The following is a 17,067-nucleotide window of genomic DNA, read 5'->3' as shown; positions in this document are numbered from 1 at the left end:
ATATATTTTCACTAAAAATACAACTAATCTATTATATGAAATAGCTTTCAACCAAAACCCTTATTTTTGCATAGAATTTGTTTAAAATATTCAATCAATATCCAAATCACACATGATCAATACATCCCTGTTTTATAAGTCTTTATCAGCGTTGATGCTGCTTGGACCTCTTTGTTTCGGACAATACCGCTTTGCCATTGAAAATGCATCCAAAAAATATAACACTGAAATTGATGTGGAAGAATGCCTCACTGATCAGTGCAGATATAAGGCAAACGTAGTCCTTTTCAATAAAAACGGTGAAAAAATACAGACTTTGGTTTCAGATGATCTGGTTTTATCTTTTAAGGAAAAATTTAAACCCTCCAAAGTAAATGTAATACCGTTTACTTCAGAAATGGTCTATGAAAGTCCTGTGGTATTCGGTGATTTTAATTTTGATGGGACCGAAGATGTTGCCATCAGAAACGGAAACGGAGGAAATTATGGGAGTGCTTCATATGATGTGTATGTCTTTAATTCGACACAGAATCAATTTGTCCCAAGTAAAGAACTTACCGAAATTGCCAGCAGTTATCAGGGAATGTTTGAAGTAGATTACGCACGCAGACGATTGATTACTTATGCAAGGTCCGGAGCTTCTTTACATTATACCTATGAATATCAGGTGATTCCTAATAAAGGGATAGATCTGGTATATGAAAAAATTGGAGATGTAAGTGAAGAACCATCAAAAATAACCATAAAAGAGAAGATCAATAATAAATGGGTGGTTAAAAAATCATCTAAATAATAGTATAATAAGAAAGAAAATGAAGATACAAAAGGAGATCGATTTTATCCTGGCCGTAGATGCCCTGAAAAATGTACAGAGGAGAAATTACAATGCTGATGATTCCAGAAGGGAAAATACTGCCGAACATTCATGGCAGATCATTATTCTGGCACAGATTCTATATCCCTATGCTAAAAACCGCACAGATATTGATCTTTTAAGGGTGATCAGAATGCTGTCCATTCATGATCTGGTGGAGATTGAAGCAGGAGACACATTTCTATTTGATGAAGCTGCCATGGTTGGGAAATTCGAAAGAGAAAAAATTTCTGCACAGAAGATCTTCGGAATCCTGAATGAGCCTTTGCGTACAGAATTTTTTGAGCTATGGCTAGAATTTGAAGAAGAAAAAACTCCGGATGCTATTTTTGCCTGTTCCATTGACAGGATCATGCCGTTTATTCTAAACTCCCACACGTCAGGGAAAAGCTGGACAGAAGCCGGGGTTACCGAAAAACAGATCAGAAATATGCTCGAAAATGCAATTACAAGAGCATCTGATGAAATGGGAGAGGCTTTTGAAACATTGCTGAGCAGAAGTTTGGATACTGATAAGGTAGTTAGATAATTTTACAGAGAAGCAAGACAGTGGTTTTTAAATCGCTGTTTTTTATAATAGTTTCGGGCGGCCAAAGGCCGCCCGAAATCATATGAGTTAATGAATTCTATCTATTTTAGATGGCTACCTTAAGTTATTAAGAGGTCGACCTAAGAAACTGTAACGTTAAGAAACTGGATTCTGTGAACGTTAAGAAAACTCTTATGTCTGAGTGCGGGACAAAGTATGATTCTTAATGTAGATAGCTACCGCACGAGTTTTAGAGTTTTTAGAGAGCAGATTTCATTTTTAGTGGAAGTTTCTAGTCTTGAATTTTTGGTTCATTTTGCTTCAAGGCAAAAGAACAAATTAAAATAATTATAGTATAAAATGGTTTCGGGCGGCCAAAGGCCGCCCGAAACTTACCAATTATAGTATTCTGATTGGCTTTTTCTCTTCATCAATAGCCACAAAAGTAAAATCACCAACGATCGCTCTTTCTCTTTCATAAGAGTACATCTGCTCCGTATAGATCTCTACATTTACCTTCATACTTGTTTTTCCCACATAGGAAACCTTTCCGATCAGTTCTACAATGGTTCCAGCAGGGATTGGTTTTTTAAAGTCGATTTTATCGCTGCTTACAGTTACCACTCTTTTTCTTGCAAAACGGGTTGCTGTGATAAAGGCTACTTCATCCATCAGCTGCATGGCTGTACCTCCGAAAAGAGTATCGTAATGGTTAGTGGTGTTTGGGAAAACCGCTTTAAAAATTCGGGTTTCGGATGCTGCAATTCTTTCTTCTGTAGTCATATTTCATTATTAATTAATGCGAAATGAAATAGATCAAAATAACAGAACAGTGACAAGAATCATAGGAATTCCTGAAGCAGTCCGTCAGATCAATAAACTTCAAATCGCGAAAGTTTTTTGTTTAAAGAAATAGGCAGGTCTCCTGACTTGTAACATCATTTATCTCCTTCCCGTGCCCTGCACAGTGGATCCTTGATAAAGACTTCAGTTACTTACAGTTGCGCGACAGTCCGTGATTTTCACACGGTTCCCTTTTAATCTGCATTAAGCAGAACCAGTTTCTGTGATGAATAAGCGTTAAACTTTTTCAGGGCAAAAATAAGAATATTACAGAGAAAAACGGCAATTATTCCGGACTATTGTAAATAATCTGGCTCATCACCCTTCCTTCCTTGATGGTCCAAAGCGTGATATACCTGTTCTCACCGGAACCATTAATCATATAAAGATAGATGTGATCGTTGTCAAGAGCGGTTACTCCGACATTGTTGAAATCCATAGTAGGCTGGAACATATTTTTAATAGCTTCCCTTACAAAAACAGAACCTCTTCCAGGTTGCTGAACCCGGATCGATTTGATCTCCGTCATGCCTTCCGGAAGTCCGTCCTTGATTCCCCAGGGTTTTACTTTATCTATCGTAAGGATCTTTCCATCTGTATCTTTTTCCTGTTTTCTATAGCCAGCATTCGACGGATAAACATCGATCACCACCTTGGTTCTTTGGGAAGTCGGTATCTTGGGATTGCTGTTGTCTGTAAAAATAAGTGATTTTCCGTTTTTGGATTTAGAAGGGGTAAACTGAGGAAGCTGGTCGATAAAAGCAATACGCCCTTTATTCACCATCCCTTCCTTTTCAAGATTTTCATATCTCACAAAAGGTTTTTCCTCATCCTGTTTTTCAGGATATTTGATCCAGATCCATTCTGTTTCTCCCGGAGCAGGCTTTACATAAACAAATACATCACCTTTACGCATCCTGATCTTGTCTACGATTTTTCTGTAGTCATCCTTGTGGACACGTACATTGGCGTAGCCTTCTTCAGCCTTTACAACACCGAAAGGAACTTTATTCTGTCCTTTAACAAATGCTAAGGAAAAAAGACTGAAAGCGGATAAGTACAATGCTCTGTTTACGGAAATCATTCTATGAAATTTTTTGATCCCTCAAATATATAAATTAAATGTTTTTTTGATTAGTAAAATGTAATGGTATTTGATTAAAATTGTCAATATACTCTCAAAAGCTTGTAAAATTCTTCATTGGGAGGCTGATGCCGATTATTTTTAAATCAATTTTTAATTTTTCGGAAGATAATTAAATTGTTGCAGTTCTTTAAGGTCTTTCACCTTTCTCAAATGGGTATCCGAGAGAAGATAAATATCATCAGCCATATTGAATAAGGTCATATAATTATGATCGGAGATGATCATTCCTTTATAGGGTACCTGCCTTTTAATGATCATTTCCAATTCATCAACGTTTTTAGGAGAAACACCGCTGAAAGGTTCATCCAGTAAAATAAATTCCGCGTCTGAATAAGTAATGATCAGGGTTTCAATAATTTTTTTCTCACCGCCTGAAAGGTTTCTTGGTGTTTCATTCAAAAAGGGCTGTATCATTTTTAAGTCGTAAAGCTTTTCCGCATTTTCTTGGGTACAGAATAGTGGGATGAGCTTCCTGATCTTACATTCTTTAGGGAGAAATGAAGAACGCTGAGGCAGATAAGCAATTTTATTTTTCCTGTTGGACAGGCTTTTAAGAATAGTATCATTTAATTTAATAAACTGCGTATCCCCTTTAATTGTTCCAAAGATGATCTCTAATAAAGTAGATTTTCCGCCGCCCGCCGGACCAAGAATTCCTGTTATTTTTCCAGTTTCGCAGCCTAAATAGATATCCTGGAGGATTTTTCTTCCGCCGAAAGATTTGGTAACACTGTCGATGTGAAGTTTATTCATAAGAATCGGGTAATGACTTTAATAATTAAACTTAATGATCCGGTGAAACCCCACAAAAACCATTTTGAAAATCCAAAATTGGCGTAGAAAAAATATTCGCCTTTCAGCCTTATATCATAAATAAAAAAGTGGAGAAGGGGAAGAATCAGGAAAAAATAAAGCCCAAAGTTTTCAAAAGTAAATTGAGTACCAAAGCATAACAACAGAGAAAATAATACCGCAGGAATCATTAATTTTCTATAAAAAATCCAAAGGACAGTAAAGCTTTTATCCATGATCCAAAAATAACAAGAAAATTTGATCTGTATGCTTCAACATGCAAATGTTTAGTAGTTAAAATAAAATAGCGCTGAACATTCAGCGCTATTTTTATAGGATTAAAAGGTATACATCATTAAATTCTTTCAAGCTCATCCGCATTAATCGTGGTCTTAAAAGTTCCATAGTTGACGATCACTTTATTTTTAGAAATCTTTTCAATTGTTCCTACGCTCGTACTTCCGGGAATACGGACACGTTGTCCCTCCTTCATCCATACGGCGCGGTCAGTTTTACGTTTCTCCTCCATTTTTTCATTGGTTTCAGCGATTTTTTCAATCACATCATCCTTTTTGAGTTGCTGGGTGATCTTTCTTTTAACCACCTGAAGACGCTTAGTTTCGTCTTTATCAGCGCCAATTTTCCTGAATTTTTCCTGTTCAAGAATTTTCACAAAATCCTTGACAACATCTTTTCTCGATCTACCTTTTACGTAACTGTCGATGAACGTTTCAATTTTATTTCCAAACTGAAGCTTACGGTGTTCCTCTTCATACAGTTTTTGGAAATTGAACAGTTTTTGTTGCAGCTGCTCATTAAGCTTCTGTAGATTGTCACGTTTGTCTTCCACAGATTCCTTTCTTTCCGCAAGATCGGTTTTCAGCTTTTCAACTTCAAATTTTTCCTGCTGAAGCTTCACAATTGTTTTGTCAAGATTCACAATGTCATGCTCTACCTTCTTTTTTGCCGCATGAATGATAAATCGTGGAATCCTGTTTTTCTCCGCAACCTCAAAAGTGAACGAACTTCCTGCCTGTCCTACCTCCAGCTTATACATCGGTTCCAGCGTTTCTTCATCAAAAAGCATGGCTGCATTTTCAGCATTCGGAAGCTCTTCGATTACCAGTTTGATGTTCGTATAGTGAGTGGTAATGATCGCAAAACTTTTTTTATCATAGAAATACTCCATGAAACTTTCAGCCAGTGCACCACCAAGCTCAGGATCAGATCCTGTTCCGAATTCATCAATAAGAAGCAGAGTATTGGCATCTGCCTCACGGATGATTCCCGACATTTTCTTAAGCCTTGAAGAATAAGTCGACAAATGATTCTCGATAGACTGGTTGTCTCCGATATCCGTCATCATCTTTTCAAAAAAGAACATTTCAGATCTTGGATGCACAGGGACCAGAATTCCGCTTTGGATCATCAGCTGAAGCAGTCCGACTGTTTTCAGGGTAATGGATTTTCCTCCCGCATTCGGTCCTGAAATACAGATAATTCTGTTTTGGTCCGTCAATGACAGGGTTTGTGGAAAAATAGTCTTGTTTTCAATTTTATTTCTAAGCCATAACAGCGGATGGAATGCATCTTTCAGCTTCAGCGTTCTGTGACGGTTGATCTTCGGAAGTATTCCGTTGACCTGTTCAGCAAATTTTGCTTTCGCTCTCGTCAAGTCAAGGTCAAAAATATATACTTGGTATTTCCATAATTGAGGCTGGAATTCCGCGAGTTCAGCCGTAAGTTTTCTAAGAATCTTGTCGATTTCTTTCTTCTCTTCCTCTTCACTTTCCTTCAGCTTGAAGTAGGGTTTTACCACACTGTCCGGCTGCATATAGGTAATAGAACCTGTTTTTGAAATTCCTAAAACCCTTCCCGCAACTCTCTTCTTAAACCCTGATTTTACAGCTAAAACCCTCTGGTCTTCAATAATAGTTTCCCGGATATCATCCAGAAATTCGCTTTGTCCGTAATTGAACAAAGCACGGTTGAAGTTTTCCTGGATTGCTTTTTTAGCAAGCTGGATTTCTGCCCTCAGTTCTTTTAAAATGGGTGAGGCATCACTTTTTATTTCCCCAAAACGGTTAAAAACTTTATCTACTTTATCAATGATCTCTTTCTTAAACTCCAGCACAGAAACATCACCTACCAAAGTAGGGAAGGTATCCGGCATACTGGCAAAAAACTTCTGAAGTTTTCCTATCTGTTCAGTTAAGGTTTTTATTTTAATAAAAGCATTGTTTTCCAAGCGGTAATTCTCAATCAGCATTACCTTTAGCTCGGTTTCAATATCTTCATACTCAGCGAACGGAATTGCATTTGAACTCTCAAAACTCGAAAGATATTCCGACGTTTTTTTCAGGGAAAGTTCCGCCTCGTCAATTTCCATGGGACGAAGTTGAAGAATTTTTTCTCTCGTTTTCGGAGAATACGCAAATGGAGAGATCTCCGCGAGCAATTGCGGAAACTCTAATTCGTTTAAATCTTCTTTATTTATATACACACTGCAAATTTAGTGAGAAAATGTGAATCTCTTGACGGACAATTTGAAAATGAGTTAATTTGAATAGTTGACAGCATCTATTAATGGGGGAGATGAGGTGATTTTCGACCGTCTGTTTTTAGTACATTTGAAAAATGAAATTAGAAACCGAAAGATTAGTTTTAAATGAAATTAATGAAAGTCACGTTGATGATATTCTGACGATCCGCAGCAATCAGGAGATCAACAAGTTTGTTAAAAGAGTGTCTCCAAAATCCAATTATGATGCGCTGGAATTTATTTTAAGCATCAAAAGAAGGACTCAAAGTAAGGAAATTATTTTCTTCGGAATCTCTTATAAAGGCCAATCTAATCTTATCGGAACCATTTGTCTCTGGAAATTTTCTGAAGACCGGGAAACAGCTGAAGTCGGTTATGAATTGTTACCTGATCATCATAGAAAAGGAATTATGTCTGAGGCTTTGAAAGTTGTTTTAAATTTTGGATTTAATGAATTACATCTGCAGGAAATTTTAGCTTTTACTAATAAATTCAATGAAAACTCAAAATCACTTCTGGCAAAACACCATTTTATTTTGGAAGAAGGCAGAACAGATGATGGTTTTCCTGAAAATATTATTTTTAGTTTAAAGAAAACAATTAAATTGTAATTATTGATCTCTCTACTACATTGTTTTAGCATATGAAAAATGAAATAAAATCATTAACGGGACTTAGAGGCATTGTTGCGCTATGGGTCACGTTTTTCCATTTCAGTTACTTTAAAAGTTTTTGGATTCAGTCGGTGAATGGGAAGGGATATGTAGCAGTAGATATTTTTTTTGTATTGAGTGCTTTTCTGCTGACTGTATCTTATTCCGGAAAATTTCAGCACCTGACTTTTGAAGGAGTACAGACGTTTTATAAAAAAAGAGTCAACAGGATCTATCCCGTCTATTTTTTGTCTATTGTTTTTATCATCTTTTTTATAGCAAAAGATCCTTCATGGTCTCAATTTTTAGTCAATGCAGCACTTCTACAGTGTTTTTTTAATCCAAATTATTCATTAAATGAAGTGTACTGGTCATTGAGCACAGAATGGATCTGTTATCTGATATTTCCCTTTTTGCTATGGGGCATACTTAAATATAAAATAAAAAGTTGGTTCCTTATCATATTAGGTTTAGCTTTAAGAGGTATTGTTTCTTATCTGCCGGACATGTATTTTGATGATGCATCGCTTGAGATAGACAGATCTTCGCAATATCTTGATGTAGTTTTTGGGATAAGCTCTTTAGTACGAACAGTATCATCTTATTTTTTGGGAATAGGCATTGCATTTATACCGGAAATAAAAATAAAGAAGAATAATTTTTTTGTTTATGGTGTAGTTATTCAATCCTTTTTACTGCTTTACACTGGAAGAGGCTTGTTTTTTATCCCACTTTTGTCGGCTGTGATCATAAAAAATTTATATTCAAAAAAAGAAAGTCTTGTGAAAACTTTTTTAGAAACAAAAGCAGTTTATTTTTTAGGAAATATTTCATATTCATTATATATTATCCATTATATCGTAAGGAGACAGAAAATAGTCATTGTAGAATCTTACCATCTTAATAATTTTCTGTTGATTGGATTTTCCATACTATTGTCCTATTTCTCTTATATACTTATTGAAAAAAGAGTGAAAATATTTAAAACGTAGCTCGCCCAGCCATGTCAATAACTAGATCATCCAATCATTATATTACCAGATTTGGCCATCCAGGAATTAAAGAATATTTTTGTAATATAGTTTCCGGTAAAGGAAGAATTATATCATATTAATACATTTTCAAATTATCATATCAATCCCATGACCATGACCTGGACAGACGTTTTAGCCCCCATAAAAAGCACAACCTATTTTACAACCCTGTGGGAAAAAGTAAAACAGGAATATGCTACAACCAAAGTTTTCCCTCCTAAAAATCAAATATTCAGAGCCCTGGAAATCACACCTTTTGATGATATTGAGGTGGTGATCATCGGGCAGGATCCTTACCATAATGATTTTCAGGCAAATGGTTTGTGCTTTTCTGTTTCAGAACAGGTAACAGCGCCACCTTCCTTGAAAAATATTTTTACTGAACTAAAAGATGATCTGGGTGTTGAAAGAACTTCAAAAGAATTAGATGACTGGGGAAAACAAGGGTTTTTATTATTAAATGCAACCTTAACTGTACGTGCCCATTCACCGAATTCTCACAAAGACCTGGGCTGGGAAAAATTCACAGACTTTATCATCAAGGAAATTTCGGATAAGAAAGAAAATGTGGTTTTCGTTCTTTGGGGAGCTTTTGCACAAAAAAAAGCCGAACTTATTGATCCGGCTAAGCATTTTATTTTAAAATCGGCGCACCCTTCACCGTTTTCTGTGTACAGAGGTTTTTATGGAAGCAAACCGTTCTCGAAGATCAACGAATATCTGGTCTCAAAAGGAAAGAAACCTATTTCGTGGTAGGATCTCCGGGACCTTCTGTTTTTTTTATTTTAATCCCGATTTTATATTTTCCTTCCAGATCTTTTCCTCCGGGTTCAGCTTTCCGGGAAGGAGTCACTTCTTCCAGTGAAATACTGTAACCGTTGTATACTTCTGACCGGCGGTAATTTCGCCCTGCATTGTCAGAAGTAGCGAGACTTAAGACCATAGGCCGGGAGTACGTTCCCATCATTTCTATCTGTGCTACGGCTATTCCCGCCCAGACACATGCAACCCCTTCGGGACAGCGGCTGTCTTCAGAAATACCTTTGAAGGTGACATTCATTTGGTAGTCTTTCAGGAATTTATTTTCTCCCTGATTAAAATAAATGATGCCTCCTTTTTGTGCTGAATTCTTAGTGTCATTCATTGGAGCGGTTGTTCCGGAAGTTTGTTCCGGTGTTTTCGTTTTCTTTTGGGCATTGCATCCCGCTAAGGTTAGCAATCCAAGGCTGAATATGATGGCTTTATGGAACATATCTTTTTTTATATAATATTAAGCATATCTAAAACTACTACCAAAAACATTGCCACACCTACCACAAGACTGAAACCTGTTCCGTAAATGAAGCCGATAAATGCCCCTTTAGTAGACTGAAGTGCTTTGTTCATATCCTTGCTGTCATGAAGAAGCTCCCCGATAAATACCCCAGCAAACATTCCTATCAGAAATCCTAGAGGAATAGGAATAAAGATCCCTACAATTGTTCCGATAATAGATCCAATGCTTCCCCAACGGGTTCCTCCATATTTCCTGTTGGTTTTTGCGGGAATAACGTAGCTCAGCACCACTGAAATAACCGTAAGAATTCCGAATGCCCAGATATAAATCATTGGCAGATCGGCATCCGTTCCGAATTTATAGATCAAAAGACCGCAAATACTTAGTACAAGCCCTGGAAGGACTGGCAGAAAAGTTCCCAGCATCCCAAGGAACAGTAAAATGAGGCATAGAATATTAATTAAGGTTGTATCCATTCTTTAAAATTATCAATGCAAGATAGGAAAAAAGAAGATTTACAAAGACGTTTTAAATATTTGGGATGAAAATTGATTGTTAATAGTGACATCATCATTCTTAATTTTATAAATTTGCTGTAATGAAAGACGAAATACAGGACACTAAAAACTTTTTACAGGAAATAAGTGATCAGCTTTACATCTATATCAGCCAGGTAACGCCAGGCGGGATGGATTGGATTGTTCATATTATGATCAAACTGGCACTGCTGTGTGCCGTATTTTTAGTGGTTGATTTTGTTTTTAAATTCGCCATCAACTTTATATTCAGGTTTTTCCGAAATGACGAAAAATATCCGATCATCCGATCCATTTATCAGTCTAAAATAAGCAATTCTGTTGCTCATTTCTCTGCACTTTTGGTCGTAGGAGCGATCCATCCCTCAATATTTCCGGCAACAGCACTCCCTAAAACGAATATTTTCATCAACAGATCTATCAATTTAGGTTTGGTAATGATTCTTGCAGGAATGCTTTACCGTTCACTCACAGGTTTTAGATATTACTTTACCATAAAGCAGGACTTTTATAAAATTATGGCACTGAATGCCATTTCAGAAACCGTAAAGATCCTGGGAATCTTTGTCTTTTCTGTAGTGGGTCTCTGTGTCATATTCGGGATCAAAGGAACCACGATTGTCGGGAGTTTGGGAGCTATTACCGCAGTATTGGTACTTGTTTTCAGGGATACGATTTTAGGTTTTGTGACCGGGATACATGTGGCTACCTCCAAGAACCTGAAAGTAGGGGACTGGGTAAGCATTCCGAAATACAGTATTGAAGGAAATATTACAGATATAAGTCTTCTGACCACGAAGATCACCAACTTTGATAAAACCGTTTCAACGATTCCTACCTACGACCTTCTGACCACGGAGATCAAAAACCTTCAGGTGATGTCTGAATCCAATACAAGAAGGATCAAGAAATCTGTTTATTTCAATATCAATTCCTTTAAATTTTTAAATGAAGAAGATATTGAACGTTTAAAAGATATCAATCTGATCTCGGACTATCTGGAAGAAAAAACACAGGAAATTAGACAGGAAAACCAAGGGGTGGAACATAATGATAAAACCATCAATGGCAGGCAGTTAACCAATATTGGCGTTTTCAGATATTACGCACAGAAATATATAGAAAACGATCCGGACATCGATGAAAATGGAACAAGAATGGTCCGTCAGCTGGATATTACTCCGCAGGGGCTTCCTCTTGAAGTGTACTGCTTTGCTAATGATTCCAAATGGGAACATTTTGAACAGATCCAGGCTGATATTTTTGACCATTTGCTGGTTGCTTCAAAAGAATTTGACCTTCAGGTGATGCAGATAAGCGTTAGAGTCTGATGCAGAAAAAGTAAAAGGGGAAGTCATAGAACTTCCCGTAAATTTTTAAATTAAATTTTGATAATGATTAAGGAATAGAGAGATTGATAAACGCTGAATTACTTCAGGCTTCTATCTTCAAACTTCCCTCTTTTATTATCTAACATCTAAATAAAGAAATGACAAAACTAAGCGTAAACATTAATAAAATTGCGACCATAAGAAATGCAAGAGGAGGCGAAACGCCAAGTGTAACAGAAGCGGCAGTGAAAATTCAGGAATTCGGTGGACAGGGGATTACCATTCATCCAAGACCTGATGAGAGACACATCACCAGAAAAGATGTGTACGATCTGAAACCGTTGGTTACCACTGAATTCAACATTGAAGGAAACCCACACCGCTCTTTTATTGATATGGTTTTGGAAGTAAAGCCGGAGCAGGTTACGCTGGTTCCTGATGCAGATGATGCCATTACATCCAACGCAGGCTGGGATACCAAAAAACACTTCGATTTTCTAACAGAAATTATTGCAGAATTTAAAAATGCAGGAATCCGTACTTCAATTTTTCTGGATCCTTTGCCGGAATTGGTAGAGCACGCTGCAAAAACAGGAGCTGACAGAATTGAACTGTATACAGAAGCCTACGCGAAAAATTATCTTACGAACAAGGAACAGGCAATAAAACCTTATTATGATACAGCACTTGCTGCTACAGAATTCGGATTAGGAATTAATGCAGGACATGATCTGAGCCTGGAAAATGTAAAATACTTTGCCGACCATATTCCCAACCTTCTTGAAGTATCCATCGGACATGCTTTAGTTTCTGAAGCCCTTTATATGGGACTTGAAAATACAGTTCAGGCTTATTTGAAGAGACTGGCAAAATGGTAGCTGATTAATACAATGAGCGAATTTTGTACACATTTACCTGAAGACAGGAAAAAATATATTAAAGATCTGGGAAGCATTCTTGTAGATGATTACGGCAAAAAAGATTTTTATAAACCTGAAGAAATAAAAAAGGCTAATCAAAAGGCTCCATGGGGTAGTGGCAGTGATTATTCCTGTTGGGGGATGTCTGTTTTCTCTTCACATGAGGATTTTGATTCTTATCATAAAGCTTCGGGAGAAATCTGTGATTATGCTGAAATGAAGCAAACCATGCTTGACGGAATTTCTTCAGAGGGGTTAAATTTCGTTCTTCCTGAACTTTCTGACGCAGAAATTGATTTATCCTGGTTGGATCTTGGAGATCTTTTTCAGGCAGTCGGAGAGTTTTTTTCATCATTTTTAGACTAATACATTATGGATAATAATATACTTAACTCAAAAATATTCGGCGAAAACCTTAATGTTACGCCACTTCTTGTATTTCACGGACTGTTTGGAATGCTAGACAACTGGGGAAGTTTTGGAAAAGACTTAGGTGAATACCTTCCCGTACATCTTATTGATCTTAGAAACCACGGGAGAAGCTCTCACTCGGAAAGCATGACCCACGATGATCTGGCAGATGATATTGCCCGTTATATGGATCATTATGGTATTCAGAAAGCTCATGTTTTAGGACATTCTTTAGGAGGAAAAGCGGTCATGCAGTTTGCTTTGAAATATCCTGAAAGATTAGAAAAACTAATTGTGGTAGACATTTCGCCAAAAGCGTATCCTCCGCATCACCAGGGCATTATTAAGGCTCTTGAAACTGTAGATTTCAATACGGTAAGTTCAAGAGGTGAGGTAGAAACTGTTTTGAGTCAGTATATTCCGGAGAAATCTACCATCCAGTTTTTAGCAAAAAACTTATACTGGGATGATGATAAGAAACTGAACTGGAGATTTAATCTCAAAACGTTATCTGAAAAATATAACGAGTTTGTGTCGAATGCCGTAAAATTTGGTGTTTTTGAAGGTGATTCTTTATTTATTGCCGGTGAAAAATCAAATTATATCCTTCCACAGGATGAATATGGGATCAGACAGCAGTTTCCAAAAGCGAAAATAGTGACAGTAAAAAAGGCCGGACATTGGGTTCAGGCAGAAAATCCTGTAGACTTCGCGAATGTTGTCAAGGAATTTTTGGAATTGCATTGATTTAATTCCGTCTATTTGATTATTTAGTTAAAATTTTCTTAAAATAAGATTATATTTCCCCACGTGTTGATATTTTTTGTACTTTAGTTTTACATAAAAACTAAATATAATAACTTATGGAAAAGAAAAACTCAAAAAAACCTTTCTTTGCTTCATTTTTAGAGAAACAAATTAAGGATCCTGAAGCTATTCAGGGAGGAGGAATCACTACACCTACTACAGATGTTCTTACGGTACCAACGAGAGATATCGTGACCACTTCACCGCTTGTAGACAATGCAACACTTCCTGTAAGAGATCAGGTCGTAACGATGAAGTATCCGTCTGACAGCGATGAGTCTGGAGAATTGGAAATTTTATAATCAAGCTAGAATAAAAACTATTAATCCAACTCAATCACAATGAAAGACGAGAATTCAAAAAAGAAACCTTTTTTTGCTTCATTTTTAGAAAAGCAGATTAAAGATCTTGAAACCGTTCAGGGAGGTGGAATCGTAACCACGCCGGATATTGATGTGATTACAGTACCCTCTATGGATAATGTAACAAGACCTATATTAGATAATGCAACTTCACCTAGCAAGGATCTTTTGGTGACCATGAAGTATCCTTCAGATGGCGATGAATCTGTTATTTAAATTTCTATCATAAAGGAAATTACAATTATACTTTTAACCCAAACTAAATTATTATGAAAGACAAAAATTCAAAAAAGAAGCCGTTTTTTGCGTCATTCTTAGAAAAACAACTTAAAGATCCTGAAACTGTAAAAGGAGGAGGAGTCATTACAATCCCTGAAAGAGACGTGATCACAAAACCTGTAGTGGATAACGTAACATCTCCTCAGGATGATCTTATGGTTACCATGAAATATCCATCTGACGGAGATGACGATTCTCCATCTGTTCCAGTAGACTAATACATTAAAAATTAAATATTAATCGTATTAATACAATCATATTCAAAGGAAACTTACCATTAAGTTTCCTTTTTTAATAAAAAACGGCAAATGATTCTCTGCATCACCCACTCAAACGATTTTTACAATATCGACATCTTTTTTGAATATCTGGCCTCTAAAAATATTTCATACTTCAGACTCAATTCTGACCGTATGAATCATTTCCAGAAGATCAGTGTGAATGAAAATTCATTTGAACTGACAGATGAATTCGGAAATACGGTTCATTCCAAAGACATTCAGGGAGTATGGCACAGGAAAGCATGGGGGATAAGTACTCCTGAAGAACTGGATGACGATTACAGAAAAGTATTCCTGAGCGGGTACGGAAACCTTCGTTACAACCTGATCACTTTATTAGAAGACGTTCCGTGGATCAATCCTTTTGAAGACGAAAGAAAAATCGACGGAAGTAAAATGCTTCAGTTAAAATTAGCCAAAGAAAATAATCTGAAAGTCCCACCAACTATTTTTTCTAACGACGAGGAAAAGATCACTGCCTTTTTTCATGAATTCTGTGGCGGAAAAGCGGTTGCAAAACTTCACAGTCTGACTGCAAAGACCATGAACGGAGAGAATCTTATCTCAACAATGATCATTGAAGAGGATACTTTGGAACATATTTCAGACATTGCTTATTGCCCAATGATCTTCCAGCCGTATGTGGACAAAGAATATGAATTAAGAATTGTCTATATCGCGGGAGAATTTTTTACAGGAAAGATCAACAATAGTGATAATGTCGACTGGAGAGTAGCACAGGGAGATTATTTCTGGTCAGCCTATGAGCTTCCTGGAAATGTCAAAACCGGTCTTGCCTCCATGATGGAAGAAATGGGACTTTATATCGGAGCCATTGACATGATCAAGGGAAAAGACGGAGCCTATTATTTTCTGGAAGTAAATCCTCAGGGAGAATGGGGAATGCTGCAGAAAGAACTGGGCTTTCCCATTGCAGAAAGAATTGCCGATAACCTTATAAAAAGAATCAATATCCATGAATAAAATACTAATCATTACGCATACTGCAGATAATTTTTCAATCGAGAAAGTAACAGAATACATAGAGAAAAACGGTTGTGAGGTCATCCGTTTCGATGTAGACCTGTATCCTATACAAAATAAACTATCGACCATTTTTCAGGATGGAGAATGGGTAAGTATCCTAGAAACCAAAGATGCACAATACCGTTTGGACGATATTGCCGCCATTTGGTATAGAAGAGCTTATAACATTGGAAACGGGGTGAAAGAAGAAATGGATAAAAAATTCTATGGTGCTGCTATGGGTGAGATCCGCAATACGCTTTTCGGATTTATAGAGTCTGTAGATGCTTATGCGCTTGGAAAGCCCGGGGTTTACAGAAGATTAGACAGTAAAGAAGAGCAGTTAAAAGTTGCGGTTAAATTAGGACTTAAAATTCCTGAAACCTGCCTTACCAACAACCCTGAGGAAGCGAGAAAATTCATCCTTAAACATCAGAATGTAGTCGCAAAAATGCAGACCGGTTTCGCGATCTATGAAGACGGTGTAGAAAGTGTCGTTTTTACCAATGTGGTTGGTGAAGATAAACTTGAAGAACTGGATTCATTGGTGTATTGCCCGATGCAGTTTCAGAAAAAAATAGAAAAGAAAAAAGAGCTTCGCGTTACTATTGTAGGACAGGACGTGTATGCTTTCGAAATAGATTCCCAGCAGTCTGAAGATGCTAAAGTTGACTGGAGAAAAGACGGTGTCAACCTTTTGACCAAATGGGTGAGAACAGAACTTCCTGCAGATATCGAAGCAAAACTTCTTGAACTTTTAGATATTTATAATGTAGATTACGGGGCAATAGACATCATTGTTTCCCCTGAAGATGAATATTATTTCATCGAAATCAATGCAGCCGGCGAATTTTTCTGGCTGGATAACCTGACCGAAGACAATTTTATTTCAAAGAGTATTGCAGACGTTCTTTGCGACAAAGCTCCAAGAAGAAACAATATGGTCATGGCTTAAAACAACATGACGATCTAAATCATAAAAGTCCTTTTGTTAATCTAAAGGGCTTTTTTTGTTGGTTAAAGTGAAAGTTTTTAAGTAAAACTCCCTTTAAGAAACGCTGAAAAAAATCATCTGATTTTTTCTTAACTTGCCTTACCTCCTTCACTAATCTTAATGTTTCAAAAACCACTCAAATATTTATCTTCCGCAGATTAAACAGATCAGACAGATTTTTATCACAGCAAATGAAATCTTTGATGTTTAAAACTTAAGTGTACTTCCTACTACGCAATACATAAACTTAAAGAAAATTACTTAAGTGTTAAAAAAAACTCTTGTCCCTTTATGGTTAAATTATTGAGGTCATTTAAACTTTTTTAGATTTATAAAATTTGTTCAGAGCTATAACCATAAAAGCGATATAATTAAAAGACTTCCAACTCGATACTGTTGTGTCAAAACGATTAAGCAATGATCGAAAACT

General features: G+C 36.6%; 20 protein-coding genes, 1 pseudogene and 1 riboswitch. Of the genes and pseudogenes, 14 read left to right on the top strand and 7 right to left on the bottom strand.

What is annotated here, in order from left to right:
• Window positions 1-112 precede the first annotated feature (112 nt).
• The gene (locus HHL23_RS17870; RefSeq protein ID WP_169236141.1) at window positions 113-793 is read left to right on the top strand and encodes an FG-GAP repeat protein; all 681 of its coding nucleotides are present in this window, start codon (window positions 113-115) and stop codon (window positions 791-793) included.
• Between the two features lie 19 nt (window positions 794-812).
• Window positions 813-1,403, top strand: coding sequence for an HD domain-containing protein (locus HHL23_RS17865; RefSeq protein ID WP_169236140.1), 591 nt, complete (start codon window positions 813-815; stop codon window positions 1,401-1,403).
• 399 nt (window positions 1,404-1,802) lie between these two features.
• Here HHL23_RS17865 and HHL23_RS17860 read toward each other — a convergent pair whose 3' ends face one another.
• From HHL23_RS17860 to HHL23_RS17845, 4 genes are all read right to left on the bottom strand, one after another.
• Complete coding sequence (locus HHL23_RS17860; protein WP_073333042.1) at window positions 1,803-2,186, bottom strand: acyl-CoA thioesterase; 384 nt, start codon at window positions 2,184-2,186, stop codon at window positions 1,803-1,805.
• A gap of 115 nt (window positions 2,187-2,301) precedes the next feature.
• Window positions 2,302-2,480: riboswitch (cobalamin riboswitch) on the bottom strand.
• Window positions 2,481-2,532: 52 nt separating this feature from the next.
• The gene (locus HHL23_RS17855; protein WP_169236139.1) at window positions 2,533-3,330 is read right to left on the bottom strand and encodes a hypothetical protein; all 798 of its coding nucleotides are present in this window, start codon (window positions 3,328-3,330) and stop codon (window positions 2,533-2,535) included.
• A 153-nt stretch (window positions 3,331-3,483) separates the two neighbouring features.
• Window positions 3,484-4,146 (bottom strand): ATP-binding cassette domain-containing protein, encoded by a 663-nt coding sequence (locus tag HHL23_RS17850; protein WP_169236138.1) that lies wholly within the window; start codon window positions 4,144-4,146, stop codon window positions 3,484-3,486.
• A 394-nt stretch (window positions 4,147-4,540) separates the two neighbouring features.
• The gene (locus HHL23_RS17845) at window positions 4,541-6,688 is read right to left on the bottom strand and encodes an endonuclease MutS2 (RefSeq protein ID WP_169236137.1); all 2,148 of its coding nucleotides are present in this window, start codon (window positions 6,686-6,688) and stop codon (window positions 4,541-4,543) included.
• A 134-nt stretch (window positions 6,689-6,822) separates the two neighbouring features.
• Between HHL23_RS17845 and HHL23_RS17840 the strand changes: the two genes are divergently transcribed.
• The 3 genes from HHL23_RS17840 (at window position 6,823) to HHL23_RS17830 (ending at window position 9,170) form a co-directional block, all read left to right on the top strand.
• Window positions 6,823-7,338, top strand: a complete 516-nt coding sequence (locus tag HHL23_RS17840; protein ID WP_169236136.1) for a GNAT family N-acetyltransferase — start codon at window positions 6,823-6,825, stop codon at window positions 7,336-7,338.
• Window positions 7,339-7,370: 32 nt separating this feature from the next.
• Complete coding sequence (locus tag HHL23_RS17835; protein WP_169236135.1) at window positions 7,371-8,372, top strand: acyltransferase family protein; 1,002 nt, start codon at window positions 7,371-7,373, stop codon at window positions 8,370-8,372.
• 156 nt (window positions 8,373-8,528) lie between these two features.
• Window positions 8,529-9,170 carry a uracil-DNA glycosylase gene (locus HHL23_RS17830; RefSeq protein ID WP_169236134.1) on the top strand — a complete coding sequence of 214 codons (642 nt, stop codon included), beginning with the start codon at window positions 8,529-8,531 and terminating at the stop codon, window positions 9,168-9,170.
• Here the strand turns inward: HHL23_RS17830 and HHL23_RS17825 are convergent.
• Both HHL23_RS17825 and HHL23_RS17820 read right to left on the bottom strand, forming a co-directional pair.
• Window positions 9,157-9,666 carry a hypothetical protein gene (locus HHL23_RS17825; protein WP_169236133.1) on the bottom strand — a complete coding sequence of 170 codons (510 nt, stop codon included), beginning with the start codon at window positions 9,664-9,666 and terminating at the stop codon, window positions 9,157-9,159. The two genes, HHL23_RS17830 and HHL23_RS17825, sit on opposite strands and share 14 nt — an antisense overlap.
• 8 nt (window positions 9,667-9,674) lie before the next feature.
• Entirely contained in the window at window positions 9,675-10,166 is a 492-nt protein-coding gene (locus HHL23_RS17820) for a DUF456 domain-containing protein (protein ID WP_169236132.1), read from the bottom strand.
• A 122-nt stretch (window positions 10,167-10,288) separates the two neighbouring features.
• On the opposite strand from HHL23_RS17820, the gene HHL23_RS17815 reads away from it, so the two are divergent.
• From HHL23_RS17815 to HHL23_RS17775, 9 genes are all read left to right on the top strand, one after another.
• Window positions 10,289-11,557 carry a mechanosensitive ion channel family protein gene (locus HHL23_RS17815; protein WP_169236131.1) on the top strand — a complete coding sequence of 423 codons (1,269 nt, stop codon included), beginning with the start codon at window positions 10,289-10,291 and terminating at the stop codon, window positions 11,555-11,557.
• Window positions 11,558-11,715: 158 nt separating this feature from the next.
• On the top strand, window positions 11,716-12,435 hold the full coding sequence (locus HHL23_RS17810; RefSeq protein WP_169236130.1) for a pyridoxine 5'-phosphate synthase: 720 nt from the start codon (window positions 11,716-11,718) through the stop codon (window positions 12,433-12,435).
• Between the two features lie 12 nt (window positions 12,436-12,447).
• Window positions 12,448-12,843 carry a hypothetical protein gene (locus HHL23_RS17805; protein WP_169236129.1) on the top strand — a complete coding sequence of 132 codons (396 nt, stop codon included), beginning with the start codon at window positions 12,448-12,450 and terminating at the stop codon, window positions 12,841-12,843.
• Between the two features lie 6 nt (window positions 12,844-12,849).
• Complete coding sequence (locus tag HHL23_RS17800; protein WP_169236128.1) at window positions 12,850-13,635, top strand: alpha/beta fold hydrolase; 786 nt, start codon at window positions 12,850-12,852, stop codon at window positions 13,633-13,635.
• A 116-nt stretch (window positions 13,636-13,751) separates the two neighbouring features.
• Complete coding sequence (locus HHL23_RS17795) at window positions 13,752-13,997, top strand: microviridin/marinostatin family tricyclic proteinase inhibitor (protein ID WP_169236127.1); 246 nt, start codon at window positions 13,752-13,754, stop codon at window positions 13,995-13,997.
• A 39-nt stretch (window positions 13,998-14,036) separates the two neighbouring features.
• A complete protein-coding gene (locus HHL23_RS17790; RefSeq protein WP_169236126.1) occupies window positions 14,037-14,273 on the top strand; it encodes a microviridin/marinostatin family tricyclic proteinase inhibitor in 237 nt (78 codons plus the stop codon).
• A gap of 53 nt (window positions 14,274-14,326) precedes the next feature.
• On the top strand, window positions 14,327-14,554 hold the full coding sequence (locus HHL23_RS17785; RefSeq protein ID WP_169236125.1) for a microviridin/marinostatin family tricyclic proteinase inhibitor: 228 nt from the start codon (window positions 14,327-14,329) through the stop codon (window positions 14,552-14,554).
• Window positions 14,555-14,644: 90 nt separating this feature from the next.
• Window positions 14,645-15,601 carry an MvdC/MvdD family ATP grasp protein gene (locus HHL23_RS17780; protein WP_169236124.1) on the top strand — a complete coding sequence of 319 codons (957 nt, stop codon included), beginning with the start codon at window positions 14,645-14,647 and terminating at the stop codon, window positions 15,599-15,601.
• Window positions 15,594-16,598 (top strand): MvdD family ATP-grasp ribosomal peptide maturase, encoded by a 1,005-nt coding sequence (locus HHL23_RS17775; RefSeq protein ID WP_169236123.1) that lies wholly within the window; start codon window positions 15,594-15,596, stop codon window positions 16,596-16,598. Before HHL23_RS17780 ends, HHL23_RS17775 begins: the two co-directional genes overlap by 8 nt.
• 352 nt (window positions 16,599-16,950) lie before the next feature.
• On the opposite strand, the pseudogene HHL23_RS22580 reads toward HHL23_RS17775, so the two are convergent.
• Window positions 16,951-17,067 (bottom strand): annotated as a pseudogene (locus HHL23_RS22580) (IS5/IS1182 family transposase); the annotation flags it as partial.

This window comes from Chryseobacterium antibioticum (assembly GCF_012927325.1).
In the GTDB taxonomy this organism is placed as follows: domain Bacteria; phylum Bacteroidota; class Bacteroidia; order Flavobacteriales; family Weeksellaceae; genus Chryseobacterium; species Chryseobacterium antibioticum.
Note: the sequence above shows the minus strand (reverse complement) of the source record. Positions and strands in the feature narration are given on the sequence as shown.

Coding starts and splice junctions, on each gene's coding strand:
- HHL23_RS17870 (WP_169236141.1), top strand. CDS start 113: ATGATCAATACATCCCTGTTTTATAAGTCTTTATCAGCGTTGATGCTG.
- HHL23_RS17865 (WP_169236140.1), top strand. CDS start 813: ATGAAGATACAAAAGGAGATCGATTTTATCCTGGCCGTAGATGCCCTG.
- HHL23_RS17860 (WP_073333042.1), bottom strand. CDS start 2,186: ATGACTACAGAAGAAAGAATTGCAGCATCCGAAACCCGAATTTTTAAA.
- HHL23_RS17855 (WP_169236139.1), bottom strand. CDS start 3,330: ATGATTTCCGTAAACAGAGCATTGTACTTATCCGCTTTCAGTCTTTTT.
- HHL23_RS17850 (WP_169236138.1), bottom strand. CDS start 4,146: ATGAATAAACTTCACATCGACAGTGTTACCAAATCTTTCGGCGGAAGA.
- HHL23_RS17840 (WP_169236136.1), top strand. CDS start 6,823: ATGAAATTAGAAACCGAAAGATTAGTTTTAAATGAAATTAATGAAAGT.
- HHL23_RS17835 (WP_169236135.1), top strand. CDS start 7,371: ATGAAAAATGAAATAAAATCATTAACGGGACTTAGAGGCATTGTTGCG.
- HHL23_RS17830 (WP_169236134.1), top strand. CDS start 8,529: ATGACCTGGACAGACGTTTTAGCCCCCATAAAAAGCACAACCTATTTT.
- HHL23_RS17825 (WP_169236133.1), bottom strand. CDS start 9,666: ATGTTCCATAAAGCCATCATATTCAGCCTTGGATTGCTAACCTTAGCG.
- HHL23_RS17820 (WP_169236132.1), bottom strand. CDS start 10,166: ATGGATACAACCTTAATTAATATTCTATGCCTCATTTTACTGTTCCTT.
- HHL23_RS17815 (WP_169236131.1), top strand. CDS start 10,289: ATGAAAGACGAAATACAGGACACTAAAAACTTTTTACAGGAAATAAGT.
- HHL23_RS17810 (WP_169236130.1), top strand. CDS start 11,716: ATGACAAAACTAAGCGTAAACATTAATAAAATTGCGACCATAAGAAAT.
- HHL23_RS17805 (WP_169236129.1), top strand. CDS start 12,448: ATGAGCGAATTTTGTACACATTTACCTGAAGACAGGAAAAAATATATT.
- HHL23_RS17800 (WP_169236128.1), top strand. CDS start 12,850: ATGGATAATAATATACTTAACTCAAAAATATTCGGCGAAAACCTTAAT.
- HHL23_RS17795 (WP_169236127.1), top strand. CDS start 13,752: ATGGAAAAGAAAAACTCAAAAAAACCTTTCTTTGCTTCATTTTTAGAG.
- HHL23_RS17790 (WP_169236126.1), top strand. CDS start 14,037: ATGAAAGACGAGAATTCAAAAAAGAAACCTTTTTTTGCTTCATTTTTA.
- HHL23_RS17785 (WP_169236125.1), top strand. CDS start 14,327: ATGAAAGACAAAAATTCAAAAAAGAAGCCGTTTTTTGCGTCATTCTTA.
- HHL23_RS17780 (WP_169236124.1), top strand. CDS start 14,645: ATGATTCTCTGCATCACCCACTCAAACGATTTTTACAATATCGACATC.
- HHL23_RS17775 (WP_169236123.1), top strand. CDS start 15,594: ATGAATAAAATACTAATCATTACGCATACTGCAGATAATTTTTCAATC.